The organism is Rhodococcus sp. 4CII (assembly GCF_014256275.1).
Lineage (GTDB): Bacteria > Actinomycetota > Actinomycetes > Mycobacteriales > Mycobacteriaceae > Rhodococcus_F > Rhodococcus_F wratislaviensis_A.
In genome coordinates, this window is record NZ_JACCFE010000002.1 from 6,713,696 (window position 1) to 6,739,687 (window position 25,992).

Here is a 25,992-nt window from a genome sequence, read left to right on the forward strand (position 1 = left end):
ATAGTACAAAAGTGAAGAAACCCGCTCGCCGAGATGGCACACCGGATCGCAACAACAAGAAGCAGCGCCCCACCAGGTCCGAGACCGGAGGACGCACCAGGTCGGAGACCGGAGGACGTCCGGACAGGGCTGAGACCGGTCACCGATCAGGTCGGCCCGACGCCGCCAAGGGTAAGCCCGGCAGGCCAGACCCGGCCGCGAAGAACAAGCGTGGCAAGCCGAAGTCGGCCAAACCGCAACGTGCCCAGGCCCAGGCGCCGAAGATCAGCAACGCGAAGCCGGCCCGGCACCAGTACTCCGACGCCGACCGGCCGGCCGGACCCCCGCAGGGTGACGGCATGCGGTTGCAGAAGGTTCTCGCGCAGGCCGGTGTCGCGTCGCGTCGCGCGGCCGAAGAACTGATTTCCCAGGGTCGCGTCGAGGTCGACGGCCGCATCGTCATCGAGCAGGGACTGCGGATCGACCCCGAGAACGCGGTCGTCCGCGTCGACGGAATCCGCGTGGTGGTGCAGAAGGATCTCGTCCACCTCGCACTGAACAAGCCGCGCGGCTGGCAGTCGACGATGTCGGACGACCTCGGCCGCCCCTGCGTCGGCGACATCGTCTCCGAGCGCGTCGCCGCCGGTCAGCGGTTGTTCCACGTCGGTCGTCTGGACGCCGACACCGAGGGACTGCTGCTGCTCACCAACGACGGCGACCTCGCGCATCGATTGATGCACCCCTCGTTCGAGGTGTCGAAGACGTATCTGGCGACCGTATCGGGTGCCCTCGAACGCGGCGTCGGAAAGAAGCTCAAGGAGGGCGTCGAACTCGACGACGGTCCGGCGAAGGTCGACACGTTCACGCTCCTCGACATCAACGAGGGCAAATCGCTGGTCCGCGTGACGCTGCACGAAGGTCGCAAGCACATCGTGCGCCGCCTGTTCGACGCCGTGGGGCACCCCGTCATCCGGCTCGTCCGGACGGACATCGGGGCGGTCGCTCTCGGCGATCAACGTCCCGGCACGCTGCGCGTCCTTGGTCGCGGCGAGGTCGGCGGACTCTACGGGGCGGTGGGCCTGTGAGCACATCGTCCTTGATCGTCGCGATGGACGGTCCGTCCGGGACCGGGAAGTCGAGCGTCTCGCGACTGCTGGCGCAGCGGCTCGGCGCACGGTACCTCGACACCGGCGCCATGTACCGGATCGCGACACTGCATGTTCTGAGGAAGGGCGTGGATCTCGCCGACCCCGACGCGATCGCCGACGCGACGGCCGGTCTGCCGTGGTCGATCGGCACCGACCCGACCCGCGAGCAGGTGCTGCTCGACGGTGAGGACGTGGGGGAGGAGATCCGCGGCGACGCGGTGACCAAGGCCGTCTCGGCTGTCTCCGCAGTCCCGGCGGTGCGCGCGCTACTCGTCGCGGCGCAACGTCGCCTCACCGGCGAGACGGAGCGGATCGTCGTCGAGGGCCGGGACATCGGCACCGTCGTACTCCCGGACGCCGACGTGAAGATCTACCTGACCGCCTCGGCGGAAGCCCGGGCGCAGCGCAGGAATGCGCAAAATCTCGCGGAAGGGCGAGGCGACGACTACGCGGCCGTACTGGCCGACGTGCAGCGTCGTGACCACCTCGACTCCACGCGCGCCGTGTCGCCGCTGCGACCGGCCGACGATTCCGTGCTGGTCGACACCAGCGAACTCGGAATCGACGACGTGATCGGCAGGTTGCTGCTGGTGGTAAGCGACAGAAGTGGAGCAGGGCAGTGACCGAACAATTCACAACCGAGTTCGCAGGCGACGGAACCTGGAGTGAGGAATCGGACTGGGAGGTCCTGGACCTCGAAGACGGTGGCGACGGCGAAGCCCACGTCCCGGTTCCCACCCTCGCGGTGGTCGGGCGTCCGAACGTCGGTAAGTCCACACTGGTCAACCGGATCATCGGCCGCCGCGAAGCTGTGGTCGAGGACATCCCCGGGGTGACCCGCGACCGCGTCTCCTATGAGGCGAACTGGAGTGGGCGCCGATTCATGGTGCAGGACACCGGCGGTTGGGAACCCGACGCCAAGGGCCTGCAGCAGTCGGTGGCGCGCCAGGCGGAACTGGCGATGCAGACGGCGGACGCGATCCTCCTCGTGGTCGACGCCGTCGTCGGCGCCACCGCCACGGACGAGGCCGTGGCCAAGGTGCTGCGCCGCTCCAAGACCCCGGTTCTCCTGGTGGCCAACAAGGTCGACGACGGACGCACCGAATCCGAAGTGGCCGCACTGTGGTCGCTGGGTCTCGGGCAGCCGCACTCGGTCAGCGCAACGCACGGCCGCGGCACCGGCGACCTCCTCGACGAGGTGCTCGCCGCGCTCCCGGAAACACCCCGCGAGGGAATCCCCGGGGGCGGTCCGCGGCGTGTCGCTCTGGTCGGCAAGCCGAACGTCGGAAAGTCGAGCCTGCTGAACAAGCTGTCGGGCGACGAGCGTTCGGTCGTGCACAACGTTGCGGGCACCACCGTGGATCCGGTCGACTCGATCGTGGAACTCGGCGGCAGACCGTGGCGTTTCGTCGACACCGCGGGTCTGCGCAAGCGGGTCAGTCACGCGAGCGGCGCCGAGTTCTACGCATCGCTCCGGACGAAGAGCGCCATCGAGGCGGCCGAGGTCGCGATTCTGCTGATCGACGCGTCCGAGCCGATCTCGGAGCAGGACCTCAGGGTGCTCAGCATGGTCGCGGATGCAGGCCGGGCGCTCGTCGTCGCGTTCAACAAGTGGGACCTGGTCGACGAGGACCGTCGTCTCCAGCTCGATCGCGAAGTGGATCGAGATCTGGTGCGGGTGCCGTGGGCGCAGCGCGTCAACATCTCGGCGCAGACCGGGCGTGCGGTGCAGAAGCTGGTTCCCGCGCTGGACACGGCGCTGGAGTCCTGGGACAAGCGCATTCCGACGGGCCGGCTCAACACCTGGCTCAAGGAAGTCGTCGCCGCGACTCCGCCGCCGATGCGAGGTGGCCGACTGCCGCGCGTCATGTTCGCCACGCAAGCTGGAACGCGTCCGCCGACGTTCGTGCTGTTCACCACCGGGTTTCTCGAGGCAGGGTACCGCCGGTTCCTGGAGCGGCGGCTGCGCGAGGAGTTCAATTTCGACGGCAGCCCTGTCCGCATCTCGGTGCGTGTCCGGGAAAAGCGCGAGCGGCGCAGTCGTTGATCCGGTCGAATGCGCTCTGACCAGGCGATTAGCGTTCCGGACTGCCACTGATGTAATCTCATCGAGCACCTGAACGAGGGTGTGGACGGGCTGTGGCGCAGCTTGGTAGCGCACTTGACTGGGGGTCAAGTGGTCGCAGGTTCAAATCCTGTCAGCCCGACCAGATGATCGGCGAAGGCGGTTTCCCGGAAACGGGGAACCGCCTTTCTGTGTTTCCGGAACGCCGGATGTCAGTCCGTGACGATGACTGGGTCGCCGATCTTGGCGTTGTCGTAGAACCACCGCGCGTTGTCGGTGCTGAGATTGATGCAGCCGTGGCTGACGTTCTCGTAGCCCTGGGAGTTCACCGACCACGGCGCGGCGTGCACGAAGATCCCGCCCCACGTGATGCGGGTGGCGTACTCGACGTAGAGCCGGTAGCCCTCCTCCGAGTCGACCGGGACGCCGTAGGTCGACGAGTCCATGATCATGTCCCGGAACTGCTCGATGACGGGGAACGTGCCGAGCGGCGTCTCGTACCCTGGTTTGCCCATAGACGCCGGAATGGTCTGCACGACCTGATCGTTGATGCTGACCGTGAACTGGTGCGTCGTCGTGTTCGCGACCGCGACCAGAGCGTCACCCACCTGGAATTGCGATCTGGCGCCCGCGGCCTGAACGGTCACCGCGGTGTGCGCCGGCCAGAAACGGTCGGGCGTCCATTGCAGCGAGTGGTCGTCGATCCAGGAGAACCGCCCGGTCACCGGTGTCGATGGGGTGATCTGGACACCGCGTTCGGCGGACGCGCGGTCGGACACCGGTGTCGCGAACCGGATCACGACGGGATGAGCGACGCCGACGACCTGCCCGGACGCGGGGGAGAGCGTCGGTGCGATGACTTTTCCGGTGACGGCCGGGGACTGCGCCGACGCGGTGGCGCTCACGGCGCACACGGCCAGTGCCGCGAGTACCGAGACGAGAAACAGACGTCCGACGTGCTGCGATCTCCACATGCCGTCCAGCCCTTCAGAGACTGTGAGCGTCATTTCAGTTAACCACGGCGATATCGGACAGCGGAACCGGGGAAACTGGACCTGTTCCGCGCTGGAGTGGGCCACCGACGGCGCGCCGCTGTCACATCGGCCGCGTTTCGCCGGTCACAGAGGTGACAGACGAAAACGGAGGGACGTGACCGATGAACGAGAACGACGTGCTCGCGCAGCAGTTCGAGACCCATCGTCCGCACCTGCGGGCGGTGGCCTACCGGATGCTCGGCTCGCTCAGCGAGGCCGAGGACGCCGTGCAGGAATCCTGGCTGCGCCTGAGTCGCACGGAGACCGATTCGGTGCAGAATCTGGGCGGCTGGCTGACCACGGTAGTGGCGCGGGTGTGCCTGAACATGCTGCAGTCGCGCCGGTCGCGGCGGGAAGATTCGCTGGATGCGGCCGTGCCCGACCCGATCGTGGCCCTGTCGGACGGCAGTGACCCCGAACAGGAGGCGGTGCTCGCCGATTCGGTCGGTCTCGCGTTGCTCGTGGTTCTGGGCACGCTCACTCCCGCAGAGCGGCTGGCGTTCGTGCTGCACGACATGTTCGCCGTGCCGTTCGAGGACATCGCCCCGATCGTCGAGCGAACCCCGGTCGCCGCCCGGCAACTGGCCAGCCGCGCACGGCGTCGCCTGCAGGGGGCGCCCGTTCCCGACGACACCGACCCGGTCCGGCAGCGTGCGGTCGTCGACGCGTTCCTGGCGGCCGCGAGAGGCGGCGACTTCGACGCACTCGTGTCCGTACTCGATCCGGACGTGGTGCTCCGGGCGGACACCGGCGCACTCCCGGCCGGCGCATCCACGACGGTGCGCGGCGCGGAGACCGTCGCGGGCCGGGTTCTCGGGTTCGCGCGGTTGGCTCGGTTCGCGCATCCCGCGCTCGTCAACGGGACAGCCGGAGTGGTCGCGATCTCCGACGGACAACTGCTGTCCGTCCTGGGCGTCACGATCCGGAAGGGGATGATCGTGGAGATCGACATCCTCGCCGACCGGGAGCGTCTCGCCGGGCTCGTCGTCGAGAACCTCGACTGACGAGCCCGCCGGGGTTATTTTGCTCGCGCGCCGTCTCCACGGGTGTTGCCGGTCCGCAGCGCGATCAGTGCCGCGGCGACGAGAAAGATGCTGCCCGCGAGCAGCGCTCGCTCGAACCCGGAGGTGAGTGCCTCGGGCACAGGGGAATTCGCTGCCATCAGGTGCCGGGACTGCGAGGTCGCGATGGCGGCGAAGATCGCCAGCCCGAGTGCGCTGCCGACCTGCTGGGAAGCGTTCAGCAACGCTGCCGCGAGCCCGGCCTCCTCGGCAGGCACGCCCGCATTGGCAGCGGTGGTGACGCCGACGAAGACGGCGCCGAGACCGAACGACACGATCATCAGCCCCGGAAGCAGATCCGTGAGATAGGAACCGTCGACGGGGATGCGGGACAGTAGGTACAGGCCCGCCGATGCCACCAGAGCGCCCACGACGATGACTGGGCGGGTTCCTGTCCGGGTGAGCAATTGGGACGAGATCCCCGCGGCGACGGCGACACCCAGACAGAGCGGAAGGTAGGCCGCACCGGTCTGCATCGGGGAGTACCCGAGAACATTCTGCATGTACAGGGTCAGGAAGAAGAACATCGCGAGCAGGCCGGCGAAGGAGATCAGCCCCGTGACATTTGCCGCCGCCAGGCCCTTGATTCGGAAGATCGACAGCGGCAGCAGTGGATGGGTGCTGCGCTGTTCGTTCAGCAGGAACACGGCGATCAGCAGGAACGCTCCGACGAACTCGCCGATGGTGCGGGCGGCACCCCAGCCCTGGTCCGGTGCCTCGACCAGGGCATGGACGAGGAGCAGCACTCCGGCGGTGCCGACCACGCCGCCGACGACGTCGAAGTTTGCGAACCCGGCGCGCCGCCGGTCGCCGGGAATCAGCGCATAGACCGCGGGCAGCACGAGAACGCACGCCAGCGGGTTGACGAACAATACCCACCGCCAGCCCGGACCCTCCGTCAGCAGGCCACTGAGAAACACGCCGACCGCGGACGCGAGACCGCCCACTCCGGCCCAGACGCCGAGCGCGGTATGACGTTCGGGGCCCTCCTCGAACGTCGTCGTGAGGATCGACAGGGCGGCCGGAAGCATGAGCGCGGCACCGACTCCCTGGGCGAGCCGGGCGCCGATCAGAACTTCCGCGTTGGCGGCGAAACCACCGATCAGCGAAGACAATCCGATGACGACGGTGCCGGTGACGAGGACGCGACGGCGACCGAGCAGGTCGGCGAGGCGACCGCCGAGCAGCATGACACCGCCGTACGTGAGGAGATAGGCGCTCGGCACCCACTGCAGTTGCTGCACCGAGAAGTCGAGGTCGGCGCGTATGTCGGGCAGGGCGATGTTGACGATGGAGGCGTCGACGAAGTCCAGAAAAGCAACGGCGCACAACAATGTCAGGGTGAGTCTGCCGCGGGTGGTGGAGAGAAACGGGGGTGCCGACGCTCCGTGTCGCGACCCGGACGTGCCGGTGATCGAGATGTCCATGTCGAGGCCTTCCTGTGCACGAGATCCCTGGGGGGAGACGCCGGATCGTGCGGCGTCACCGTGTATGACCGGCCGCAGGGCGACGATGTGACCGCGCCGGCGCCGAGTCGCGAGTACTGTCGGAACCCGGCAGGTCACGGCAACGGGAGGCTGGCATGGCTGGACGGTTCGAAGGCACTGTGGTGATCAATCGGCCCATCGAGGAAGTGTTCGAGTACCTCGCTGCCGGAGTCAACGACCGGGACTTCAGCCCGCGGGTGCAGGAAATCGTGAAGAAGACCGACGGCCCGCCCGGAGTCGGAACCGTGTTCGCCAGCACCGTGAAGGATGCCGGGATGACCACGAAGCGGGAGTTCGAAATCACCGAATTCGAGGCACCGCGGAAGATCCGCTGGGCCGAGCGTTCGAAGAACACCGTGACCGCGAAGGAAGGCGGTTACGATCTCGAACCGTCGGGCGCAGGCACCAAGGTGACGATCTTCAACGTGCTGGAAGGCCACGGCATCGGAAAGCTGATCGCGCCCCTCGCGCTTCGGGCGGCCCGCAAGGACGCACCCGATTTCGCGCAGCGGATCAAGGCCGCAGCCGAGAAGTAGCGGGTGTCACGGCGCCGGAACGACCAGCGCCAGAACCTGATCGACGTGCGCCGCGAGAGCGTCCGCAGCGCCGCTGTCGCCGGACAGATGCCTCGCGAGGCTCTGCTGGAACAGTCCGTCGAAGACGGCGTACAGGGTGGACGGTGCGAGGGTGACCGGACGTCCCGCCAGTTCCGCATACCGGGACACGATGCGCCAGATCATGTTTTCCAGGCTCTGGTCGATCGCGGCGACATCTGCGCGGAACGATTCCTCGAACAGCGACTGCGAGCGGAGGTCGTACCAGAGGCGGTGCATGGACGCCTCGTCGCGGAGCGATTCCACCAGCACCCGGCCGAACCCCGCTCTCAGCTCCTCGGGAGTCTGCGCCGTGGCGACCACGCCGTCGTAGCGGGTGACGCAGTGCGCCTTGTAGTGGCGGACGCAGTGCGTGATCAGATCGACCTTGTCGCTGAAGTAGTAGTGCAGGACGCCGTGGGAGAACGCGGAGTTCTGCGCGATCTCGCGAAGGCTGGTGCGGGCGTAGCCCAGTTCCGAGAGGGTCTGCAACGCGGCCTCGGCGAGCTGATCGCGGCGCTCGGCGAATTTGTCGACCTGGCGGCGGGAGACCCGGTCGGCGTTCTTCTCGGCGACGGGTGTCACGGCGTTCTTCCTGTTCGGCTCGCGAGGTCCAGCACGGTGTGGCTCAGTGTAGCCCGGGTTCCTTGACGACTGTGTAACAAAAACTTGACAGTCGTCAAGGGAATTCTTGACAGTCGTCCAAAGTCGAATACTCTGTGATCCACACCACAGTGCGGCTTCGGGCCCGCGACGTGGTTTCCGCGAATCGTCTCGGTACGAAGGCAGGTCGGAATGAGCGTGTGTGATCTTGCAGGACGGAAAGCGCTGGTCACCGGGGGTGCGAAAGGTCTGGGGGCCGGCATGGCCACCGCACTCGCCACCGCCGGGGCGGCGGTGATGATCGGTGACGTCCTGGAGGACGAAGGGCGCGCGACTGCCGATTCCATCGGGAAGTCCGGTGTCGAGACCGGATTCGTACAACTCGACGTCACCGACGACGGCAACTGGGAGCGTGCCGTCGCTGCCACCATGGAGCAACTCGGCGGACTCGACCTCCTCGTCAACAACGCGGGCATCGAGATCTCGTCACTCGTGGTCGACATCGACCCCGCTGACGTCCGCCGGATGTGCGACGTGAACATCCTCGGTGTCGCACTCGGTCTGAAGCACGGCCTGCGCGCCATGCGTCCCGGGGGCGTTGCCGGTGCTGGCGGTTCGATCGTCAACGTCTCCTCGGTGGCCGCGACGATCCCGTTTCCCGGCATCGCCGGGTACTCCGCCACGAAGTCCGCCGTCGACCGCCTGACCCGGGTGGCGGCCCAGGAGTCCGGGAAACTCGGGTACGGCGTACGCGTGAACTGCGTGTACCCCGGGCTCGTCGCCACCGAGATGGGGCTCGGCCTGGCGGCGGACATGGAGAGGCTCGGACTGTGGCCCAGCGCCGACGCCGCGGTCGCCGACGTGATCGGCCTCACGCCACTCGGGCGACTCGGTGAGGTCGCGGACATCGCGGACACCGTCGTCTTCCTGGCCTCCGACGCCGCCCGTTTCGTCACCGGCATCGGCCTGCCGGTCGACGGTGGCATGGGCATGTAACCGATCTCCCCGCACCCATCTCATCTTTCGAAAGGCACGTCATGACCGACAAGAAACCCGTCATCGTCTACGGAGTCTCCGGATACACGGGACGACTCGTGTGTGAGTATCTGCGGGAGTTCGCCATTCCGTTCGTCGCCGCAGGCCGGGACAAGAAGCGGATCCAGGAAGTACTCGACCGCATCCCCGGACTCGACACCGTCGACCACGAGGTGGTCGAGGTCGAGCACACCGTCCCGGCGCTGACCGAACTGTTCAGTGGGGCACGGGTGGTCAGCAACATGGTCGGCCCGTTCATCAAACACGGCGCCGTCGTCGTGGAGGCGGCCCTCGCCGCAGGATGCCATTACACCGACACGACCGGTGAGCAGGACTGGGTTCTGGACGTGCAGGCGAAGTTCGGCGACAAATACGCAGAGAAGGGCCTGTTGCTGTCTCCCGGCGTCGCGCAGATGTACACGACCGGCGAGATCGCCGCGAACATCGCACTGGAGACGCCGGGGTTGGACACACTCGACATCCTGGTGCTGTGGAAGGGTTTTCCCACCTACGCGTCCACGCAGACGATCTTCACGATCCTCAAGGCCGACTGGTACTACCTGGAGCAGAACCGGTACGCGAAGTGGGACCCCGGTACCACATTCGACGTCGTCGTTCCGGGACAGCACCAGATGGCGCTCGCACTGCCCTGGGGCGGCACCTGCCATCCGGTGTGGTTCAAGGACGATCCGCGGGTGGCCAACGTGAAGGCGGCAGGCGGTGTGTTCGATCGCTCCGTGATGGAGGGCGTCGTCGCGACGCAGAAGATGGTCGAGGAGCAGATCAAGACCCTCCCGGCGGACGAGCAGGACGCGGCGCTCGCGGAGATCGCCGGTTCCGTGCAGGCCGGGATGCCGCCGCGGGAGAACCCGCGGGTCAACACCTCCCTCGACTCCGTGTACGCGTCGGGGCCGCTGGGTCGTGCGCACTGCGTCATCCACGGCAACTGCAATTACAAGCAGACCGGCCTCCTGCAGGCGTATGCCGCGTACTCCCTGCTGCAACAACCGCCGAAGAAGACCGGCCTCGCGTCGGCATGCCAGGCCTTCGGGCACCGCGAACTCCTGGGGATCCTGCGCAGCTTCGGCCTCGTGATGGAGCCCGTCCTCACCGTGCAGAAATGATCGACCCGGCGGCTTCGAGGAGGACCGCACGATGCGCTTGACCGACTACCTCGACAAGGGTGCCTCGCTCGGTCCAGCGGCGCCGTGCCTGACAATGGGCGACCGCACACTGACGTACGCGGACGTCCAGCACCTGAGCCGCCGCGTCGCGGCGGCTCTGGCGCGGTCGGGGATCGCCCCGGGCGACACGGTCGCCATCCTGTCCGGCAACGACCCGACCGCGTTCTCCTGCGTGTTCGGGATCAGCCGGGCGGGGGCGGTGTGGTGCCCGATCAATCCGAGGAACGAGGCGGCGGAGAATCGGGATCTGCTCGACCTCTTCGACTGTCGCTGCCTGATCTTCCAGAAAGCGTTCGCGCCCTTGGTCGATCGGATTCGCGACCAGTTGCCGTTGTTGACGACGTTCGTGTGTCTGGGCGGTGACGAGGACTACGCCCACTCGTTCGACGACTGGCTGGGCACGGACCTCCTCGACGCCGATCCCGTCGACGACCTCGCCATGATCGTCGGGACGGGCGGGACCACGGGTCGGCCGAAGGGGGTGATGCTCACCGACCGGAACATCGAGACCATGTCCGCGCTGACCTTGATGAGCTACCCGTTCGAGGGCAGACCCGTGTATCTCGCCCTCGCGCCGCTGACGCACGCGGCCGGTGTCTTGTGCTTTCCGATCCTCACACTCGGCGGGCAGGTGGTCATCATGCCCTCGCCCGACCTGGGGCAGTTCCTCGCCCACATCGGCCGGGAACGCGTCACCCACACCTTCCTGCCGCCGACCCTGATCTACATGCTGCTCGACCACCCCGACCTGCAGAACACGGAATTGGGTTCGCTGCAATGCTTCTGGTACGGCGCGGCGCCGATCTCGCCGACACGGCTCGAGGAAGCGATGACCCGGATCGGGCCCGTGATGGCCCAACTGTTCGGGCAGAGCGAGGCGCCGATGATGATCGCGACCATGGCGCCGAAGGATCATTTCCACGCGGACGGCTCGGTCGCGACCACCCGGCTGAGCTCCGCGGGCAGGCCCTCCCCGCTGGTCACGGTTGCGATCATGGACGGGCAGGGGACGCTGCTCCCGGCCGGCGAGCGGGGCGAGGTGGTGGTGCGCAGCTCACTCGTCATGAGGGGGTATTACAAGAATCCCGTTGCGACGCAGGAGGCGTCGGCACACGGCTGGCATCACACGGGCGACATCGGGTATCTCGACGACGACAACTTCCTGTACATCGTCGACCGGGCCAAGGACATGATCATCACCGGCGGATTCAACGTCTACTCCGTCGAGGTGGAACAGGCGCTCATGGCCTACCCCGGGGTGCAGGACTGCGGCGTGATCGGGCTTCCCGACGAGAAGTGGGGGGAACGTGTCGTTGCCGTCGTCCAGTCGCGGGCCGATTCGCAGATCGCGGCCGACGAACTCACGGCGTTCGTGAAGGCACGCATCGGCAGCGTGAAGACCCCGAAAGAGATCCTGGTCTGGCCCGATCTGCCCAGGTCCAAACTCGGGAAGGTCCTCAAGAACGAGATCAAGCAGCAACTGCTCGGGTAGCCCGCTCGCAACGCGGGGGATACGGAACGTGGGTTTCGCGGCGACGGGCGATACTGTCGGGTGATGGTGACTGGGCACATACTCAGCAGGGAACTGCTCGCCGGCGCGCTGGCGCGCTTCGAACCCCGGATAGTGGACCCCACGAATCGACGGTCCGCGGCGGTCGTGATCGCCGTGATGAACGACGGCGCCGGCGGTCAAGCCGTTCCGCTGACCAAACGTCCGAGCAAGATGCGCGCCCATCCGGGCCAGTTCGCGTTGCCCGGCGGCGGGGTGGATCCGGGGGAGACCGGCGAGGACGCGGCCCGACGGGAATTGCACGAGGAACTCGGACTGGACGTGGAGCCGTCCGCGGTGCTCGGCAGGCTCGACGACTACGTCACCCGATCCGGATACGTCATCACACCGTTCGTCGTGTGGTCGGATCAGCCGATCACGTCGCTCGTCCCCAATCGCGAGGAAGTGGCGGAAGTGTTCTCGGTGGCCGTGCCCGAGATCGATGCCGAGCCGCGTTTCGTCGAGATTCCCGAATCGTCGAAACCGGTGATTCAGTGGCCGTTTCGGCGCCACCTCGTGCACGCCCCGACCGGCGCGGTCGTATACCAGTTCCGGGAGGTCGCGCTGCACGGGCGGCACACCCGGATCGACGGTTTCGACCAGCCTGTCTTCGCCTGGCGTTAGCGAGGACACGGCGACTGCGGGAGCGACTAACCTCACAGTTCGTGACCCTCTTCGAGTCTCTTGCCCGCAAGCTCGACCGCACCGGTGTCGACCCCGTCGCCTGGCATCCGCCGTCGCCGCCACCGCTGACCGGAGTTCTCGCTCCCAACCGGCTTCTCGACGGCATACAACGATGGGCTCTGCCCACGGGGGAAGGTCCCGAGGACGTGGCCGTCGATCACGACGGCCGGGTGGTCACGGGAGGCAACGACGGGCGGATCTGGCGGTTCGACCACGACGGCACGGCAACCGAACTCGCGAACACCCGCGGGCGGCCCCTCGGTGTCGAGGTACTCGACGACGGGCGGTTCCTGGTCTGCGACGCCGAACGCGGCGTGCTGAGGGTCGACGAGAAGGGGCGCGTAGACGTGCTCGCCGACTCCGCGGCCGGACGTCCGCTCGTGGCGTGCAACAATTCGGCGGTCGGCCGGGACGGGACCGTGTACTTCACCGACTCCTCCGCGCATTTCACGATCGCCGACCACCGCTACGACCTCCTCGAGCACCGGGGAACCGGTCGCCTCCTGCGGCTCGACCCGCGCACCGGGGAGACCGACCTCCTCGCCGAGGGACTGCAATTCGCCAACGGCGTCGGGTTGGCATCGGACGAATCGTTCGTCCTCGTCGCCGAGACCGGGTCCTACCAGATCTCCCGCGTCGACCTCACCGGCCCGTCGCAGGGCCGGGCCTCGGTGTGGGCCGGGAATCTGCCCGGCATCCCGGACAACATGACGTCGCAGACGCGCGGCGGGCTGTTCTGGGTGGCGCTCTACAGTCCGCGTATGAGACTGCTGGACATGATCGCGCCCTACCCCACGCTGCGCATCGTGACGGCGAACCTGCCGGAGGCCGTTCAACCGGATCCCGAGCATGCCGGCTGGGTGATCGCGCTCGACGCGGAGGGCAGGATCGTGCACAGCCTGCGCGGAGGTAAGGGGAGCTACTCACCCGTGACCGGGGTGCGGGAACACGACGGGTGGCTGTACCTGGGGAGTCTGTCCGCCGACGCCGTCGCGCGCGTCCGGGTCCCGCCATCGCCGGGCGCGTGACACGAGCCGGCCGGGCGGGACGATCGACCGGGCGCCGGCGCGGTTGTGGAAGAGTGGCGAGAGCGGTGCGACGAGCGCCCGAAACAGGTCCGCACTCGACGCTGGGGAGATTTTGGTGAATTCGGTGGACCGGGACACTGCGCGGTCGGACCGGATCGTGACGGTCCCGAACCTCCTGAGCGTGATCCGGCTCCTCGGCGTGCCGTTGTTCGTGTACCTGCTGCTCGTCACCCACTCCGACGGTTGGGCGCTCGCGATCCTCATGATCAGCGGCTTCACCGACTGGCTCGACGGGAAACTGGCGCGAATCCTCGACCAGTCGTCGAAGCTGGGTGCGCTCCTCGACCCCTTCGTCGATCGCCTGTACGTGGTCACCACACTGGTCACGTTCGTCATCCGCGGCTTCATCCCGTGGTGGGTGGCCGCGATCCTGATCGTCCGCGACGCGGTGCTCGCGCTCACCCTGTTCATCTACCGCCGCCGCGGCCTGCCGCCCCCGGACGTCATGTATCTCGGCAAGGGCGCGACGTTCCTGCTGATGTTCGCGCTGCCGATGATCCTGGCGGCGCACGGTGACTGGAGTATCGCGACCGTGGCTCAACCGCTCGGCGCGGCTCTGCTGATCTGGGGCACGGTGCTGTACGTCTGGACCGGACTGCTCTACACCCTCAACGCGCTGACCGTCGCGCGCACCGTTCCCGTGCGAGGACCGGGCGGCGATGAACGCGGGGCCGAGTGATGAAGCGGACAGATTCCGGCATCCGCAGGAATCCGATGCCGTCCCTGCTCAGGTCCCTGATGAACGACCATCTGGACCCCGGGTACGAAGGCGCCGCCGAGGACCGTGAGCAGGGCCATTCCCGGCAGACTCGCGTCGGCCGGCAGGTGTGGATCGCGATCGGTGCACTGCTTGTTGGTCTCGTGCTGTCGGTCGCGTACCGGCAGGCCACCGAGCGAATCCCCGGCACCGAGCAGGTGCGCTCCGAACTTCTCGGCAAGGTGCACGACGCCGAGGATCGCGCGGGCGCTCTCGCCGGCACCCGGGACACACTGTCGGGGCAGGCCGACGACGCCCGTGCCACCGCGCTGGCGGGCGACGCCCGCGGTGCGGCGCTGCTCGGCGAGCTCCGTGGCCTCGAAGGCGACGCCGCACTCGAGGCCGTGCACGGCCCGGGCCTGGCGGTGACCTTGACGGACCCGGCGGCCAAACCCAACCTGTCCGATTCGTCGCAGCGCAGCGTCGGAGGGAAGGCCGTGGTGCTCGATCGCGACCTGCAGTCGGTGGTCAATTCGCTGTGGGCGAGCGGTGCGGAGGCCATCGCGGTCGGCGACGTCCGGGTGGGGCCGTCCGTGACGATCCGGCAGGCCGGTGGCGCAATGCTCGTGGACAATCAGCCGGTGTTCTCGCCCTATGTGGTGTCGGCGATCGGCCCCCAGGGGCCGATGCAGACCGGATTCGTCGTGAGCGACGCCTACCTGCGGATGTCCAGCGTGGCGCAGCTGTACGGCATCGGATTCGCGGTGGTGGAGGCCGACGATCTCCACCTGCCCGCTGCCCCGGCGCGGGAAGTGCGTGCGGCCCGGGAAGCAGGAACACGATGACAACCGCGGAGTCGAACGGAGGCGTCACACGAATGAAGGCAGCACTGAAGGGTGGATCCGCGATCTACGGGGTGCTCGCCCTGATGGTGGGCATCGTGCTGGGAGTGGTCTTCAGCCCGCAAGTGCCCGACGCGGTGCAGCCCTACCTGCCCATCGCCGTCGTCGCCGCCCTCGATGCGGTGTTCGGCGGATTGCGCGCGTACCTCGACGAGATCTTCGACTCGAAGGTGTTCGTCGTCTCGTTCGTGTTCAATGTGCTGGTGGCCGCTCTGATCGTGTGGCTCGGTGACCAACTCGGTGTCGGAACCCAGTTGTCGACCGCGATCGTCGTGGTGCTGGGCATCCGGATCTTCGGCAACGCGGCGGCGCTCCGGCGGCGCCTGTTCGGGGCGTGAGCGGGACATGAGCGGGCACGAAGGCAAGCACGAACTGCACGGGGACGAACCGGCGACGTCGCGGCGCTCGCACGTCGTCTTCGCGCTCCTGGCCGCGCTCCTGCTCGGCGGACTGGGAATTGCGATCGTGACGCAGGTGAAGAACACCGGATCCGGCGACACCCTCGACTCGGCGAGCCCCGCGGATCTGCTGGTCGTCCTGGACACCCTGAATCAACGCGAGGCGGCCCTGCGCCAGGAGATCGCGGGGCTGGAACAGACCTTGGCCACGTTGCAACAGAGCGGGAGTTCCGGAGCTGCGCTCGACGAGGCGCAGGCACGCCTGACGGCCCTGTCGATCCAGGTCGGAAGCGCACCGGCCACCGGCCCCGGCGTGACGCTGCGCATCACCGATCCCAACAAGGGGGTCGGCTCCGAGGTGCTGCTCGATCTCGTGCAGGAATTGCGCGCCGCCGGCGCCGAGGCCGTCCAGATCCAGGGCGCCGACGGCGCACCCATCCGGATCGGTGTCGACTCCTGGGTGTCGGGTTCGCCCGGCGGTGTGTCGGTGGACGGCCGGAAGATCGGCGCACCGTACGGCGTGGTCGCGATCGGTGATCCGCCCACTCTGGCGGCGGCCCTGAACATTCCCGGAGGGGTCGTAGACACCGTCGCGCGCAGCGGCGGCCAGCTGACGATCGAACAATCACAGCAGGTCACGATCTCCGCCTTGCGAGAGGCGAAACCTCGCCAATACGCTCAGCCCGGAAATTGATCTTCGCATCCGCCCGCGGAATGCCATCGAAAGGAAGCCACTGTGAGTGAGCTCGAAATCCCCGCCGATCGTCGGTACACCGCCGAACACGAGTGGGTCGAGCGGACGGGGCCCACGACGGTACGCGTCGGCATCACCGATTTCGCGCAGTCCCAACTCGGCGACGTCGTCTTCGTCCAGCTTCCGGCAGTCGACGAGGACGTGACGGCGGGCGAGTCGTTCGGCGAGGTGGAATCGACCAAGAGCGTCTCCGACATCTACGCCCCGCTGACGGCGAAAGTTGTTGCCGCCAACGCTGATCTGGACGGCAACCCGGAACTGGTGAACTCCGCCCCCTACGGGCAGGGGTGGCTGGTGGAACTCGCCGTCGACGACGAGGCGACCCTCGACGCGGCCCTCGGCGACATGCTGGACGCCGCCGGCTACGGCGAGATTGCGGCGGGCTGATTCCCGGGAACCCGCGAAACGGTAATCAAACCGCGGCGGACCGCGCCGACAGCCCGGAAAACCGGGTTGCCGGAGAAATCCGCTGTCGGAATACCGGTTCGTAATGTGCTGGCGGCCTGTCTCACTACACGCACCGGCGCGCGCAGGGTACGGTCGAAGTGAACGCATGTGCCGTGTCGGGGCGCAGGTCCGTAGTTTGAATGTGATCGTGGGAGTTTGCACAGAAGTTAATGTGCACGGGAACCGAATTATGTAGTACCGAGTGGCATTGCGTAGTCCAGCGAATATTGCTGGATGATCGAACTAGGAGGAGAAACGGTGAGCGAGAACGGCAACGACGCGGTCTATGGGGAGTCGCCGGCGGAAACCACGTCGGTCTTCCGCGCGGACTTTCTCAATGAGCTCGACAGCTCCTCGGCAACGCAGGCTCCGGAGGCCCCGGTGTCGGGTGTGGAGGGACTGCCCGCGGGCTCTGCTCTGCTCGTCGTCAAGCGCGGCCCGAACGCGGGGTCGCGCTTTCTGCTCGACCAGCCGACGACGTCGGCGGGACGGCACCCCGACAGCGACATCTTCCTCGACGACGTGACGGTCAGCCGTCGTCATGCGGAGTTCCGCCAGGAGGACGACGAGTTCCAGGTTGTCGACGTCGGCAGCCTCAACGGCACCTACGTCAACCGGGAGCCGGTCGATTCGGCTGTGCTGGCCAATGGTGACGAGGTCCAGATCGGGAAGTTCAGGCTGGTCTTCCTGACCGGCCCCCGGACCACGGCCGGTGGTTCGCAGATCGGTGAGACGTCAGCTGGTGCGGGTAGCCAATGACCGCGGTGCGGCAGCAGCAGGCGCAGTCGGGGATGTCGATCGGCTCGGTGCTGGATCGACTGCGCCCCGATTTTCCTGATGTGACGATCTCGAAGATCCGATTCCTCGAAGCCGAGGGTCTCATCAGCCCGCAGCGCACTCCCTCGGGGTATCGGCGTTTCTCGATCGCCGACTGTGAACGACTGCGTTACGTCCTTACCGCGCAGCGCGATCAGTATCTGCCGCTGAAGGTCATCAAGGAGCAACTCGAGGCCATCGACAGGGGTGTGGCCACGGTCGGCGCCGGCGATTCGTCGCCGCGCCGGCCGCGGACGCTCACCGTGGCGCCCGGCGAGGTGTCGCCGGAGGAGTTCCTCACCGACCGCGAGGTGCGGATCAGCCGCGACGACCTGATCGCGCGGGCCGGGATCGACGAGAAGTTCCTCGGCGAACTGACCCGTGGGGGACTGGTCGTTCCCGGACCGGCGGGGTTCTTCGACGAGGACGCAGTGACACTGGCGCGCACCGCGAGGGCCATGTCCGAGTTCGGGCTCGAGGTGCGGCATCTGCGTGCGTTCAAACTGGCGGCCGACCGTGAGGCCGGGTTGGTCGCGCAGATCGCCGGGCCGGTGGCCAAGGGCCGCGACGCCGGTGCGCGGGATCGCGCCGAGGAGATGGTGCGCGAACTCGCCGCGTTGTCCCTCACGTTGCACACGTGCCTGGTGAAGTCGGCAGTCCGGGGTGCGCTCGATCGGTAAGTGAGTTCGCCCACCGAGAACACTTCCCAACGACGCTGCGCTCGAACGGCTGTACGGTCGAAGAGCAGACACGAATCGAATAGAATCCTGGTACGGCATTGTGTGCCGCGGACGGACCATTGCAGGGTGGAGGCAGACGCGATGAGCGAAATGCACGTGATCGGAGTTCGTGTCGAGCAGCCCCAAAGTCAGCCTGTTCTGCTGTTGCGTGAAACCGACGGCGAGCGGTACCTCCCCATCTGGATCGGTCAGACCGAGGCCACCGCGATCGCGCTCGAACAGCAGGGGGTCGAGCCGGCGCGCCCGCTGACCCACGACCTGATCAAGAACCTGATCGAAGCTTTCGGACGCACTCTGAAAGAGGTTCGCATCGTGGACCTCCGCGAGGGCACGTTCTATGCCGACCTCGTGTTCGACCAGAACACCCGGGTCTCTGCCCGGCCGTCCGATTCCATCGCCATCGCACTCCGGATCGGGGTGCCGATCTTCGCGGAAGAAGCGGTGCTCACCGAGGCCGGTCTGGTCATGCCGGACGAGCGCGAAGACGAGGTCGAGAAGTTCAAGGAATTCCTCGAGTCCGTGTCGCCGGACGATTTCAAGGCCACTGACGGCTAGCTTGCACCCTGCGGATGAGCCTCGGCGCGCAGTATCGGTTGAGGTTCTTCCGGCGCGTTGCGTTGACCCGGTCTCCTCGGAGTCATAGCGTTCAGTGCAGTGATTTTCTGCCCTGCAGATTGCATCGGGCGTACGCTGAGTAGGTTCAGGGTACGGACTTGCTCGATGTCACTGGTGGCGTTCACGCCGCCCGATGTGCCGCGGTTCGTCGCGGACACTGGCGACGCGCGTCACAGGCGCACTGATCGTCGGGTTCAGTGCAACATGCGAGAGGGAGTAGTCAGTGGGAGATCGGCCGCAGGAGAATGCGCTGAATCTTGCGCCCGGCGACGTCGTTGCCGAGCCCGAGTTCAGCTCCGAAGAGATCCAGCCGGGCCTCTTCCCGGACGATTCCGTGCCCGACGACCTCGTCGGATACCGCGTCCCCATCGCCTGCCAGATCGCGGGAATCACGTACCGCCAGCTCGATTACTGGGCGCGCACATCCCTCGTGGTGCCGTCCATTCGTGGCGCCGCGGGTTCGGGAAGCCAGCGGCTGTACTCGTTCAAAGACATCCTCGTCCTCAAGATCGTCAAGCGTCTGCTCGACACCGGAATATCCTTGCAGAACATTCGCGTGGCCGTCGACCACCTCCGGAAGCGCGGAGTGCGGGACTTGGCGAAGATCACACTCTTCTCGGACGGGACCACTGTCTACGAGTGCACGTCCGCCGAAGAGGTCGTCGATCTGCTGCAGGGCGGGCAGGGCGTGTTCGGCATCGCGGTCAGCGGTGCGATGCGCGAACTGACCGGCACCATCGCCGATTTCCCGGCCGAGCGGGCCGACGGCGGCGACAGTGAGCAGAGCCCGGAGGACGAACTGGCGTCGCGGCGCAAGAACCGCGTGAGCCGCAAGACGGGGTAGGTTCCATCCATCCGAGCGGGACGCTGCCTGCGCCGCCATCCGCAGCGGTGACATAGACTGGCGGTGCGTCGACGCCGTGCGGGAGAGTTCCGGGCACTGCATGCACAGAAACAGTGTGTGCGGGAGTTCGGGCGCCGAAGGAGCAACACCTCCCCGTCAATCTCTCAGGCAGACAGGACCGTGCGGGCTCCGACGTCTCTGGAAAGCGGTGGGAGCACCCACCCGCCCACGGGGAAAGGGCCGTCGTCGCATGCGAACGACGGTACCGAATCTCTCAGGCGCTCGACGAGAGCAGGCGACAGAGGGGGAGGGACGTTCCGCCGACGCGGGGCGTGTCCTGATCCTCCGAACTGCTTGGGAGTTGTCGTGATCGACGCTGGAAGCCGTACATTCGCCGATCGTCATGTCGGCCCGAACGCTGCGGAACTCGCGCACATTCTCGAACTGGTCGGAGCCGAATCGCTCGACGATCTCGCAGCGAAGGCCGTCCCTGCCGTCATCCTGGACGGCGTCACCGATGGCATCGCCGACGGTCTCGACGCCTTGCCCGCGCCGGTCTCCGAGCACGAAGCGCTCGCCGAACTGTCTGCGCTCGCCGCCCAGAACACCGTGGCGACGTCGATGATCGGTCTCGGCTACTACGACACCCTCACCCCGCCGGTCCTGATCAGGAACATCATCGAGAACCCGGCCTGGTACACCGCCTACACGCCGTACCAGCCCGAGATCAGCCAGGGCCGACTCGAAGCCCTCCTCAACTTCCAGACGATGGTCGCCGACCTGACCGGCATGGAGGTCGCCAACTCGTCGATGCTCGACGAGGCCACCGCCGCAGCCGAGGCGATGACGTTGCTGCGCCGCGCGAGCAAGAGCAAGTCACCGCGCTTCGTGGTCGACGCGGACCTGTTCCCGCAGACCCTCGCCGTCGTCGAGACCCGGGCGGAGCCGCTCGGCATCGAGATCGTCGTAACCGACCTGGCTGCCGGACTGCCAGATGGCGACTTCTTCGGCGTTCTCGGACAGATGCCCGGTGCGTCCGGCCGCATCGTCGACTACACCGACGTGATCGCCGCCGCCCACGAGCGCGGCGCGCTGGTCGCCGTCGGTGCCGACCTGCTGTCGCTCACCCTCCTCACCCCGCCCGGCGAGATCGGTGCGGACGCCTGCTTCGGCACCACCCAGCGTTTCGGTGTCCCGATGGGCTTCGGCGGCCCGCACGCCGGCTACCTCGCCGTACACACCAAGCACGCGCGGCAGCTCCCCGGCCGTCTGGTGGGCGTCTCCGTCGACGCGGACGGAGACAAGGCCTACCGGCTGGCGCTGCAGACGCGCGAGCAGCACATCCGCCGCGAGAAGGCCACGTCGAACATCTGCACCGCTCAGGTGCTGCTGGCGATTCTCGCGGCCATGTACGCCAGCTACCACGGCGCCGAGGGGCTGAAGGCGATCGCGCTGCGCGTCGCGAACACGGCACACTCCCTGGCTGCCGCACTCCGCAAGACCGGGGCCCGGGTCGTCCACGAGCACTTCTTCGACACGATTCTCGTGCGGGTCGACGGCCGCGCGTCGGATGTCGTGGCGCAGGCGAAGGCCGCCGGCATCAACCTGCGGCTCGTCGACGCCGATCACGTCGCCGTTGCGTGCGACGAGGCCACCACCGCGGAGGACGTGGCCCACGTGCTGGCGGCGTTCGGCGGCGACGGCGCCGTGGCCGCGGCCACGGGCACGGCGGTCCCGGACGCGCAGCTCCGCGGATCCGACTACCTCCAGCACGAGGCATTCACGCGCTACCGGACCGAGACGGCCATGCTGCGCTACCTGCGGGCGTTGTCCGACAAGGACATTGCGCTCGACCGCAGCATGATCCCGCTCGGCTCGTGCACGATGAAGCTCAACGCCACCGCCGAGATGGAAGCGATCACCTGGCCCGCGTTCGCCGGACTGCACCCCTTCGCGCCGACCGGGGACACCCCGGGCATCCTCCGCATCATCAAGGACCTCGAGAACTGGCTCGTGGCCGTCACCGGGTACGACGCGGTGAGTCTGCAGCCGAACGCCGGAAGCCAGGGCGAGTACGCGGGACTGCTCGCGATCCGCAACTACCACCTCAGCCGGGGTGACGACCACCGCGACACCTGCCTCATCCCGTCGAGCGCCCACGGCACCAATGCCGCGTCCGCGGTCATGGCCGGGATGCGCGTCGAGGTCGTCGCCTGCCGCCCGAACGGTGACGTCGACCTGGACGATCTGCGGGCGAAGATCGCCGACCACGCCGAGCGCCTCGCGGCGATCATGATCACCTACCCGTCCACGCACGGTGTGTACGAGCACGAGATCGCCGACATCTGCGCCGCCGTCCACGACGCCGGCGGCCAGGTGTACGTCGACGGAGCCAACCTCAACGCCCTCGTCGGCCTGGCCCGACCGGGCCGGTTCGGCGGCGACGTCAGCCACCTCAATCTGCACAAGACGTTCTGCATCCCGCACGGCGGCGGCGGCCCCGGTGTCGGTCCCATCGGCGTGCGGTCCCACCTCACGCCGTTCCTGCCCGGACATCCGCTCGCACCCGAACTCGGCACCGCCGGGCCGATCTCCGCGGCCCCCTACGGCAGCGCGTCGATCCTTCCCATCACCTGGGCGTACATCCGGATGATGGGCGCCGTCGGACTGCGCCGCGCAAGCCTGACCGCCATCGCCTCGGCCAACTACATCGCGCGCCGCCTGGACGAGTACTTCCCCGTCCTCTACACCGGCGAGGGCGGAATGGTGGCGCACGAGTGCATCCTCGACCTCCGGCAGATCACCAAGGACACCGGTGTGACCGTGGACGACGTCGCAAAGCGCCTCGCCGACTACGGTTTCCACGCACCGACCATGAGCTTCCCGGTGGCGGGCACGCTGATGGTGGAGCCCACCGAGAGCGAGAACCTGGAAGAGATCGATGCCTTCTGCGAGGCGATGATCGCGATCCGCGCCGAGATCGATCGCGTGGGCGCGGGGGAATGGCCGGTGGACGACAACCCGCTGCGCGGGGCTCCGCACACGGCCGGCTGCCTGGCCGCGGAGTGGAACCACCCCTACACCCGGGAGACGGCCGTGTTCCCTCGCGGCAAGGCCCGGCCGAAGGTGTGGCCTGCGGTGCGGCGCATCGACGGCGCACACGGCGACCGCAACCTCGTGTGCTCCTGCCCGCCGATCTCCGCGTTCGAAGGCGCCTGATGCAGGGCGGCCCGTCCCGCTCCAGCGGGGCGGGCGCCGCCGAGGTCAGTCCTCTGGCACCAACTCGAGGATCGTGATCTCCGGCGGGGCGCCCACCCGCACGGGTGGACCCCACGCGCCCACCCCACGGGTCGTGTAGAGGACGGTGTTCCCGATCCGGTCGAGACCCGCCACCGACGGCTGCTGCAGCGGCACCAGATAGCGCAGCGGCCACATCTGCCCGCCGTGCGTGTGCCCCGACAACTGCAGGTCCACACCGAGATCCGACGCCTCCAGTGCCTGCCGTGGCTCGTGCGCAAGTAGCACGACGAACCTCGACGGATCGCGTCCGGCGAGCGCGGCGGGAAGGTCCGGCTCGTACGGGGCCGGCGACGAATAGTCGTGGATGCCCGCGATGTCGACGGTGGCGCCGCCGCGGGTGAGCGTCGCGTGTTCGTTGCGCAGCGTCCGGATGCCCAGACGATCCCACACATCCAGCCACCGGCCACCGTCGTCGGCGTAGAACTCGTGATTGCCGCTGACCCCGAACACCCCCAGCGGGGCGTCGAGGTCGCCGAGCGGTTGCAGGTCGGGCGACACCTTCGCGACGGTCCCGTCGACCAGATCGCCCGCAATCGCAACCAGATCCGGCTTCTCGGAGTTCACCAGATCGACGACACGGCGGGTGAAATCCACTCCCCGCGCCGGGCCGACGTGGAGGTCGGACACGAGCGCCACACGCACACCGTCGAATTCGGCGGGCAGGCGCCGCAGTGGCACCCGGACGCGCACGATCCGTGGTCGCGCAGCCTCCGACACCCCGTAAACGGCGGCGCCGACGGCACCCACCACGACGGCAGCGGTCGCGATGCGCAGGCCGCGTCGACGCGACAGATCGACCTGTTCGGTGTTCCCGGTACCGCGCAGGCGGGCGAACAGCCTGCTCAGCAAGGACACCAGGGCGACAACGAGCAGCCCGAGCACCAGATAGAACATCGCGCCGAGCCACACCCAGCCCACCCACCCCGGCGGACGCGCCCACCCCGGATCGAAGGCTTCGCCGCTGCCGACGCCGACGACGGCGAGAATCCACAGCACGACGAGCGTCAGGTCCACGACCCGCGACCACGGACGTCCCAACCCGGTGGCCCGGACGAGTCGCCGATGAAGCCACCACGTGACGAGTGCGAGGAAGACCGCGAAGACGAGAAGCCGCGTCACGACAGCAGCTTGCTGATCGCGGTCGGCAACGCCGCTCCGTCCGACGACGCGACTTTCTCCAGCGACCCACCGGTGCGATCGGCCAGCGCCTGCAACGTGTTGAGGTCGGGATTCTGGCCTATCGTCACGACGTCGATGCGCACCGGCTTGGACGAACTCGAGGCCGCGGCGATGGCGGACAGCAGGTCCGCGCGCGACACCGAATCGTCGTTGGCGCCGTCGGTGACGAGCAGAACCGAATTGGTGCGTCCTGCCGTGTACCCGTCGACGGCACTCTTGTAGGCGGCTTCGAGAGACGTGTACGTCGAGGACCCGGTGGCCGGTGTCGCCTTGGCCAGCCGCGCGTCGAGGGCCTGCCTGCGTGTGCCCTCGGTGAAACCGCCTGCGGAGAGGGGACCGGTGGCGACCACCGTCGTGTAGGGCCGCGAGCCGTCGAGCGCCGTGCTGTACTCCCACAGTCCGAGGTTCGAGGTGTCCGGAGACCGGTCGACGTGCGCCGCGAGCGCTGACGTCGTGTTCTCCAGGCGGGTCGACGACCCCTCGACCTGTCCCATCGAGCTGGACAGGTCGAGCAGGACGGTCGAGGTGCGTGCGGTGACCGGGTTCCGGATCACGCGCATCAGCTCGGTCGCCGCGGTGGCGTCGGCAGGGACCAGGATGGGACCGAGACCGGGAAAGGCCAGCGTGGTGTCGCCGGGGCGGGCCGATCCCTCGACCCGGAAACCGGCGTCGGCCAGGACCTGAGCCTGTTCGGGCTGTCGGACGAACTCCGCGAACTGCGCGGCGGCGCGGCTCTGCGTCTCGTCGACGGCGGGACCGGCCAGGACGGCCGCCGGGTGATCTGCCACAGGAGTCGGGCCCTTCGGGATGAATGCGGTGATGTCGGCTCCGGGTGCGTCGCGCAACGTCTGGTAGACCTGCTGCTCGGTGGCCGCGACGGTGTGGACGGCGGAGGTGGCGGGGTCACCCTGCTCCGCAAGTGCGGTGAGCGCATCACGCGTCGTGGCGGGTTTCGTCCCCGAGGTCGTCTCGTAGCCGAGCGCCAGACCGGTGAGTGCCGACGTCACCGGGACCGAACGTGCCTGCTCGTCCGTCACCGGACCAGTGGTGCTCCCCGTGACCGATGCAGTGACCGCTTCGACCGCCATCTCCGTGCTCTCGGCACCGGGCCCGACGGGAAGCGCCATGCCCAGGCTGCCCCAGCCGGACAACCCGAGAGACGCGAGGGAATCACGTCCCGTCTGCAGCGACGGCAGGTCTTTCCAGTCGATCGCCGCGGTCGCCGGTGCGCCGGCGAACGCCGTCCGGACCGCAAGCACCACCGGGCTGGTGGCGAGGGGACGCGCTTCGCCGCTGACGACTCCGGCCGCTGCCAGCTGCTTGACGGAATGCGAGCTGGAGGGAATCCACAGTGCGGGGCGTGGCCCGAGCGCCGCCGAGTCCCAGGCACCGTCGGGTCCTTTCGACAAGGCGTCGCGCACGGTGTCGGACGCGACGGGAGTGACGATCACCGACACGCACTGATCGCGGATCACCGGCGCCGTCGCCGTGTAGCGCTCGGCGAGAGACTGGATTTGGGGCGCGATGTCGGGATCCGCAGCCACCGCGAGTTCGGCCTCGCCCTCGACGCACGCACCCGCCGCAGCCACACCCTGATCGTTGATCCGGTCGCGCAGTTGAATCCAGCCGAACACCCCCAGCACGATCACGACGACGAGACCGAGCGCAATCAAAGGTCCCTTGCTGATACCCCTGGCGCGCGATTCGCCGCGATGTTGCCCCACGTGCTTTCCTGCTCCTGTCCGACGGGTTCGACGTTGACCCTCGCAGTGTAGTGATGCGCGAGATCG

Annotated in this window: 25 protein-coding genes, 1 tRNA gene and 1 riboswitch; of the genes, 21 read left to right on the forward strand and 5 right to left on the reverse strand. The window is 67.7% G+C overall.

All coding sequences use genetic code 11. The annotated features are described in order from the left end of the window. Nucleotides 1-11 precede the first annotated feature (11 nt). The 4 genes from H0B43_RS31955 to H0B43_RS31970 all read left to right on the forward strand — a co-directional run bounded on the left by H0B43_RS31955 (nucleotide 12) and on the right by H0B43_RS31970 (nucleotide 3,337). Entirely contained in the window at nucleotides 12-1,064 is a 1,053-nt protein-coding gene (locus H0B43_RS31955; protein WP_185724283.1) for a pseudouridine synthase, read from the forward strand. Continuing rightward, nucleotides 1,061-1,750 carry a (d)CMP kinase gene (cmk, locus tag H0B43_RS31960; RefSeq protein ID WP_185724282.1) on the forward strand — a complete coding sequence of 230 codons (690 nt, stop codon included), beginning with the start codon at nucleotides 1,061-1,063 and terminating at the stop codon, nucleotides 1,748-1,750. Before H0B43_RS31955 ends, cmk begins: the two co-directional genes overlap by 4 nt. After that, nucleotides 1,747-3,174: a ribosome biogenesis GTPase Der gene (gene der / locus H0B43_RS31965; protein WP_185724281.1), complete on the forward strand. Its 1,428-nt coding sequence runs from the start codon at nucleotides 1,747-1,749 to the stop codon at nucleotides 3,172-3,174. Before cmk ends, der begins: the two co-directional genes overlap by 4 nt. Nucleotides 3,175-3,260: 86 nt before the next feature. Next, nucleotides 3,261-3,337 (forward strand) — tRNA-Pro (locus H0B43_RS31970). Nucleotides 3,338-3,404: 67 nt separating this feature from the next. On the opposite strand, the gene H0B43_RS31975 is transcribed toward H0B43_RS31970, so the two are convergent. After that, complete coding sequence (locus H0B43_RS31975) at nucleotides 3,405-4,199, reverse strand: L,D-transpeptidase family protein (RefSeq protein ID WP_397517436.1); 795 nt, start codon at nucleotides 4,197-4,199, stop codon at nucleotides 3,405-3,407. 149 nt (nucleotides 4,200-4,348) lie between these two features. On the opposite strand from H0B43_RS31975, the gene H0B43_RS31980 reads away from it, so the two are divergent. Next, nucleotides 4,349-5,230, forward strand: a complete 882-nt coding sequence (locus H0B43_RS31980; RefSeq protein WP_185724280.1) for a sigma-70 family RNA polymerase sigma factor — start codon at nucleotides 4,349-4,351, stop codon at nucleotides 5,228-5,230. A 14-nt stretch (nucleotides 5,231-5,244) separates the two neighbouring features. On the opposite strand, the gene H0B43_RS31985 is transcribed toward H0B43_RS31980, so the two are convergent. Continuing rightward, nucleotides 5,245-6,714 (reverse strand): MFS transporter, encoded by a 1,470-nt coding sequence (locus H0B43_RS31985; RefSeq protein ID WP_185724279.1) that lies wholly within the window; start codon nucleotides 6,712-6,714, stop codon nucleotides 5,245-5,247. A gap of 155 nt (nucleotides 6,715-6,869) precedes the next feature. Between H0B43_RS31985 and H0B43_RS31990 the strand changes: the two genes are divergently transcribed. Further along, the gene (locus tag H0B43_RS31990; RefSeq protein ID WP_185724278.1) at nucleotides 6,870-7,310 is read left to right on the forward strand and encodes an SRPBCC family protein; all 441 of its coding nucleotides are present in this window, start codon (nucleotides 6,870-6,872) and stop codon (nucleotides 7,308-7,310) included. 6 nt (nucleotides 7,311-7,316) lie between these two features. On the opposite strand, the gene H0B43_RS31995 is transcribed toward H0B43_RS31990, so the two are convergent. Further along, complete coding sequence (locus tag H0B43_RS31995) at nucleotides 7,317-7,952, reverse strand: TetR/AcrR family transcriptional regulator (RefSeq protein ID WP_185724277.1); 636 nt, start codon at nucleotides 7,950-7,952, stop codon at nucleotides 7,317-7,319. A gap of 210 nt (nucleotides 7,953-8,162) precedes the next feature. Here H0B43_RS31995 and H0B43_RS32000 point away from each other — a divergent pair, with 210 nt between their 5' ends. The 15 genes from H0B43_RS32000 to gcvP all read left to right on the forward strand — a co-directional run bounded on the left by H0B43_RS32000 (nucleotide 8,163) and on the right by gcvP (nucleotide 22,942). Continuing rightward, entirely contained in the window at nucleotides 8,163-8,966 is an 804-nt protein-coding gene (locus H0B43_RS32000) for an SDR family NAD(P)-dependent oxidoreductase (RefSeq protein ID WP_185724276.1), read from the forward strand. A 41-nt stretch (nucleotides 8,967-9,007) separates the two neighbouring features. Next, nucleotides 9,008-10,129 carry a DUF5938 domain-containing protein gene (locus H0B43_RS32005; RefSeq protein ID WP_185724275.1) on the forward strand — a complete coding sequence of 374 codons (1,122 nt, stop codon included), beginning with the start codon at nucleotides 9,008-9,010 and terminating at the stop codon, nucleotides 10,127-10,129. A 31-nt stretch (nucleotides 10,130-10,160) separates the two neighbouring features. Further along, nucleotides 10,161-11,681, forward strand: a complete 1,521-nt coding sequence (locus H0B43_RS32010) for a long-chain fatty acid--CoA ligase (protein WP_185724274.1) — start codon at nucleotides 10,161-10,163, stop codon at nucleotides 11,679-11,681. Nucleotides 11,682-11,744: 63 nt separating this feature from the next. Continuing rightward, nucleotides 11,745-12,362 carry a CoA pyrophosphatase gene (locus H0B43_RS32015; protein ID WP_185724273.1) on the forward strand — a complete coding sequence of 206 codons (618 nt, stop codon included), beginning with the start codon at nucleotides 11,745-11,747 and terminating at the stop codon, nucleotides 12,360-12,362. Between the two features lie 41 nt (nucleotides 12,363-12,403). Then, a complete protein-coding gene (locus H0B43_RS32020; protein ID WP_185724272.1) occupies nucleotides 12,404-13,450 on the forward strand; it encodes an SMP-30/gluconolactonase/LRE family protein in 1,047 nt (348 codons plus the stop codon). A gap of 115 nt (nucleotides 13,451-13,565) precedes the next feature. Continuing rightward, nucleotides 13,566-14,189 carry a CDP-alcohol phosphatidyltransferase family protein gene (locus tag H0B43_RS32025; protein ID WP_185724271.1) on the forward strand — a complete coding sequence of 208 codons (624 nt, stop codon included), beginning with the start codon at nucleotides 13,566-13,568 and terminating at the stop codon, nucleotides 14,187-14,189. Next, nucleotides 14,189-15,052 carry a DUF881 domain-containing protein gene (locus tag H0B43_RS32030; RefSeq protein ID WP_185724270.1) on the forward strand — a complete coding sequence of 288 codons (864 nt, stop codon included), beginning with the start codon at nucleotides 14,189-14,191 and terminating at the stop codon, nucleotides 15,050-15,052. The genes H0B43_RS32025 and H0B43_RS32030 overlap by 1 nt, the downstream gene beginning before the upstream one ends. 32 nt (nucleotides 15,053-15,084) lie before the next feature. Beyond that, nucleotides 15,085-15,447 carry a small basic family protein gene (locus tag H0B43_RS32035; RefSeq protein ID WP_073367324.1) on the forward strand — a complete coding sequence of 121 codons (363 nt, stop codon included), beginning with the start codon at nucleotides 15,085-15,087 and terminating at the stop codon, nucleotides 15,445-15,447. 7 nt (nucleotides 15,448-15,454) lie between these two features. Continuing rightward, the gene (locus H0B43_RS32040) at nucleotides 15,455-16,201 is read left to right on the forward strand and encodes a DUF881 domain-containing protein (RefSeq protein WP_185724269.1); all 747 of its coding nucleotides are present in this window, start codon (nucleotides 15,455-15,457) and stop codon (nucleotides 16,199-16,201) included. A gap of 42 nt (nucleotides 16,202-16,243) precedes the next feature. Then, nucleotides 16,244-16,648: a glycine cleavage system protein GcvH gene (gene gcvH, locus H0B43_RS32045; protein WP_185724268.1), complete on the forward strand. Its 405-nt coding sequence runs from the start codon at nucleotides 16,244-16,246 to the stop codon at nucleotides 16,646-16,648. A gap of 318 nt (nucleotides 16,649-16,966) precedes the next feature. Then, the gene (gene garA, locus H0B43_RS32050; protein ID WP_185724267.1) at nucleotides 16,967-17,467 is read left to right on the forward strand and encodes a glycogen accumulation regulator GarA; all 501 of its coding nucleotides are present in this window, start codon (nucleotides 16,967-16,969) and stop codon (nucleotides 17,465-17,467) included. Beyond that, a complete protein-coding gene (locus H0B43_RS32055; protein WP_185724266.1) occupies nucleotides 17,464-18,204 on the forward strand; it encodes a MerR family transcriptional regulator in 741 nt (246 codons plus the stop codon). Before garA ends, H0B43_RS32055 begins: the two co-directional genes overlap by 4 nt. A gap of 141 nt (nucleotides 18,205-18,345) precedes the next feature. Beyond that, a complete protein-coding gene (locus H0B43_RS32060) occupies nucleotides 18,346-18,819 on the forward strand; it encodes a bifunctional nuclease family protein (RefSeq protein WP_105422646.1) in 474 nt (157 codons plus the stop codon). A 283-nt stretch (nucleotides 18,820-19,102) separates the two neighbouring features. Continuing rightward, nucleotides 19,103-19,723, forward strand: a complete 621-nt coding sequence (locus H0B43_RS32065; RefSeq protein WP_185724265.1) for a MerR family transcriptional regulator — start codon at nucleotides 19,103-19,105, stop codon at nucleotides 19,721-19,723. Between the two features lie 69 nt (nucleotides 19,724-19,792). Then, nucleotides 19,793-19,914: riboswitch (glycine riboswitch) on the forward strand. 175 nt (nucleotides 19,915-20,089) lie between these two features. After that, on the forward strand, nucleotides 20,090-22,942 hold the full coding sequence (gene gcvP, locus H0B43_RS32070) for an aminomethyl-transferring glycine dehydrogenase (protein WP_185724264.1): 2,853 nt from the start codon (nucleotides 20,090-20,092) through the stop codon (nucleotides 22,940-22,942). 45 nt (nucleotides 22,943-22,987) lie between these two features. Here gcvP and H0B43_RS32075 read toward each other — a convergent pair whose 3' ends face one another. After that, nucleotides 22,988-24,142: a metallophosphoesterase gene (locus H0B43_RS32075; RefSeq protein WP_185724263.1), complete on the reverse strand. Its 1,155-nt coding sequence runs from the start codon at nucleotides 24,140-24,142 to the stop codon at nucleotides 22,988-22,990. Then, the gene (locus H0B43_RS32080; protein WP_185724262.1) at nucleotides 24,139-25,926 is read right to left on the reverse strand and encodes a substrate-binding domain-containing protein; all 1,788 of its coding nucleotides are present in this window, start codon (nucleotides 25,924-25,926) and stop codon (nucleotides 24,139-24,141) included. Before H0B43_RS32080 ends, H0B43_RS32075 begins: the two co-directional genes overlap by 4 nt. Nucleotides 25,927-25,992 lie beyond the last annotated feature (66 nt).

Bases quoted from the DNA above. Each gene is read 5' to 3' on its own strand.
- H0B43_RS31980 (WP_185724280.1), top strand. From the start codon at position 4,349: ATGAACGAGAACGACGTGCTCGCGCAGCAGTTCGAGACCCATCGTCCG.
- H0B43_RS32015 (WP_185724273.1), top strand. From the start codon at position 11,745: ATGGTGACTGGGCACATACTCAGCAGGGAACTGCTCGCCGGCGCGCTG.
- H0B43_RS32060 (WP_105422646.1), top strand. From the start codon at position 18,346: ATGAGCGAAATGCACGTGATCGGAGTTCGTGTCGAGCAGCCCCAAAGT.
- H0B43_RS31985 (WP_185724279.1), bottom strand. From the start codon at position 6,714: ATGGACATCTCGATCACCGGCACGTCCGGGTCGCGACACGGAGCGTCG.
- H0B43_RS31975 (WP_397517436.1), bottom strand. From the start codon at position 4,199: ATGACGCTCACAGTCTCTGAAGGGCTGGACGGCATGTGGAGATCGCAG.
- H0B43_RS32010 (WP_185724274.1), top strand. From the start codon at position 10,161: ATGCGCTTGACCGACTACCTCGACAAGGGTGCCTCGCTCGGTCCAGCG.
- H0B43_RS32040 (WP_185724269.1), top strand. From the start codon at position 15,455: ATGAGCGGGCACGAAGGCAAGCACGAACTGCACGGGGACGAACCGGCG.
- H0B43_RS32005 (WP_185724275.1), top strand. From the start codon at position 9,008: ATGACCGACAAGAAACCCGTCATCGTCTACGGAGTCTCCGGATACACG.
- H0B43_RS32055 (WP_185724266.1), top strand. From the start codon at position 17,464: ATGACCGCGGTGCGGCAGCAGCAGGCGCAGTCGGGGATGTCGATCGGC.
- H0B43_RS31990 (WP_185724278.1), top strand. From the start codon at position 6,870: ATGGCTGGACGGTTCGAAGGCACTGTGGTGATCAATCGGCCCATCGAG.
- H0B43_RS32030 (WP_185724270.1), top strand. From the start codon at position 14,189: ATGAAGCGGACAGATTCCGGCATCCGCAGGAATCCGATGCCGTCCCTG.
- H0B43_RS32035 (WP_073367324.1), top strand. From the start codon at position 15,085: ATGAAGGCAGCACTGAAGGGTGGATCCGCGATCTACGGGGTGCTCGCC.
- H0B43_RS32000 (WP_185724276.1), top strand. From the start codon at position 8,163: ATGAGCGTGTGTGATCTTGCAGGACGGAAAGCGCTGGTCACCGGGGGT.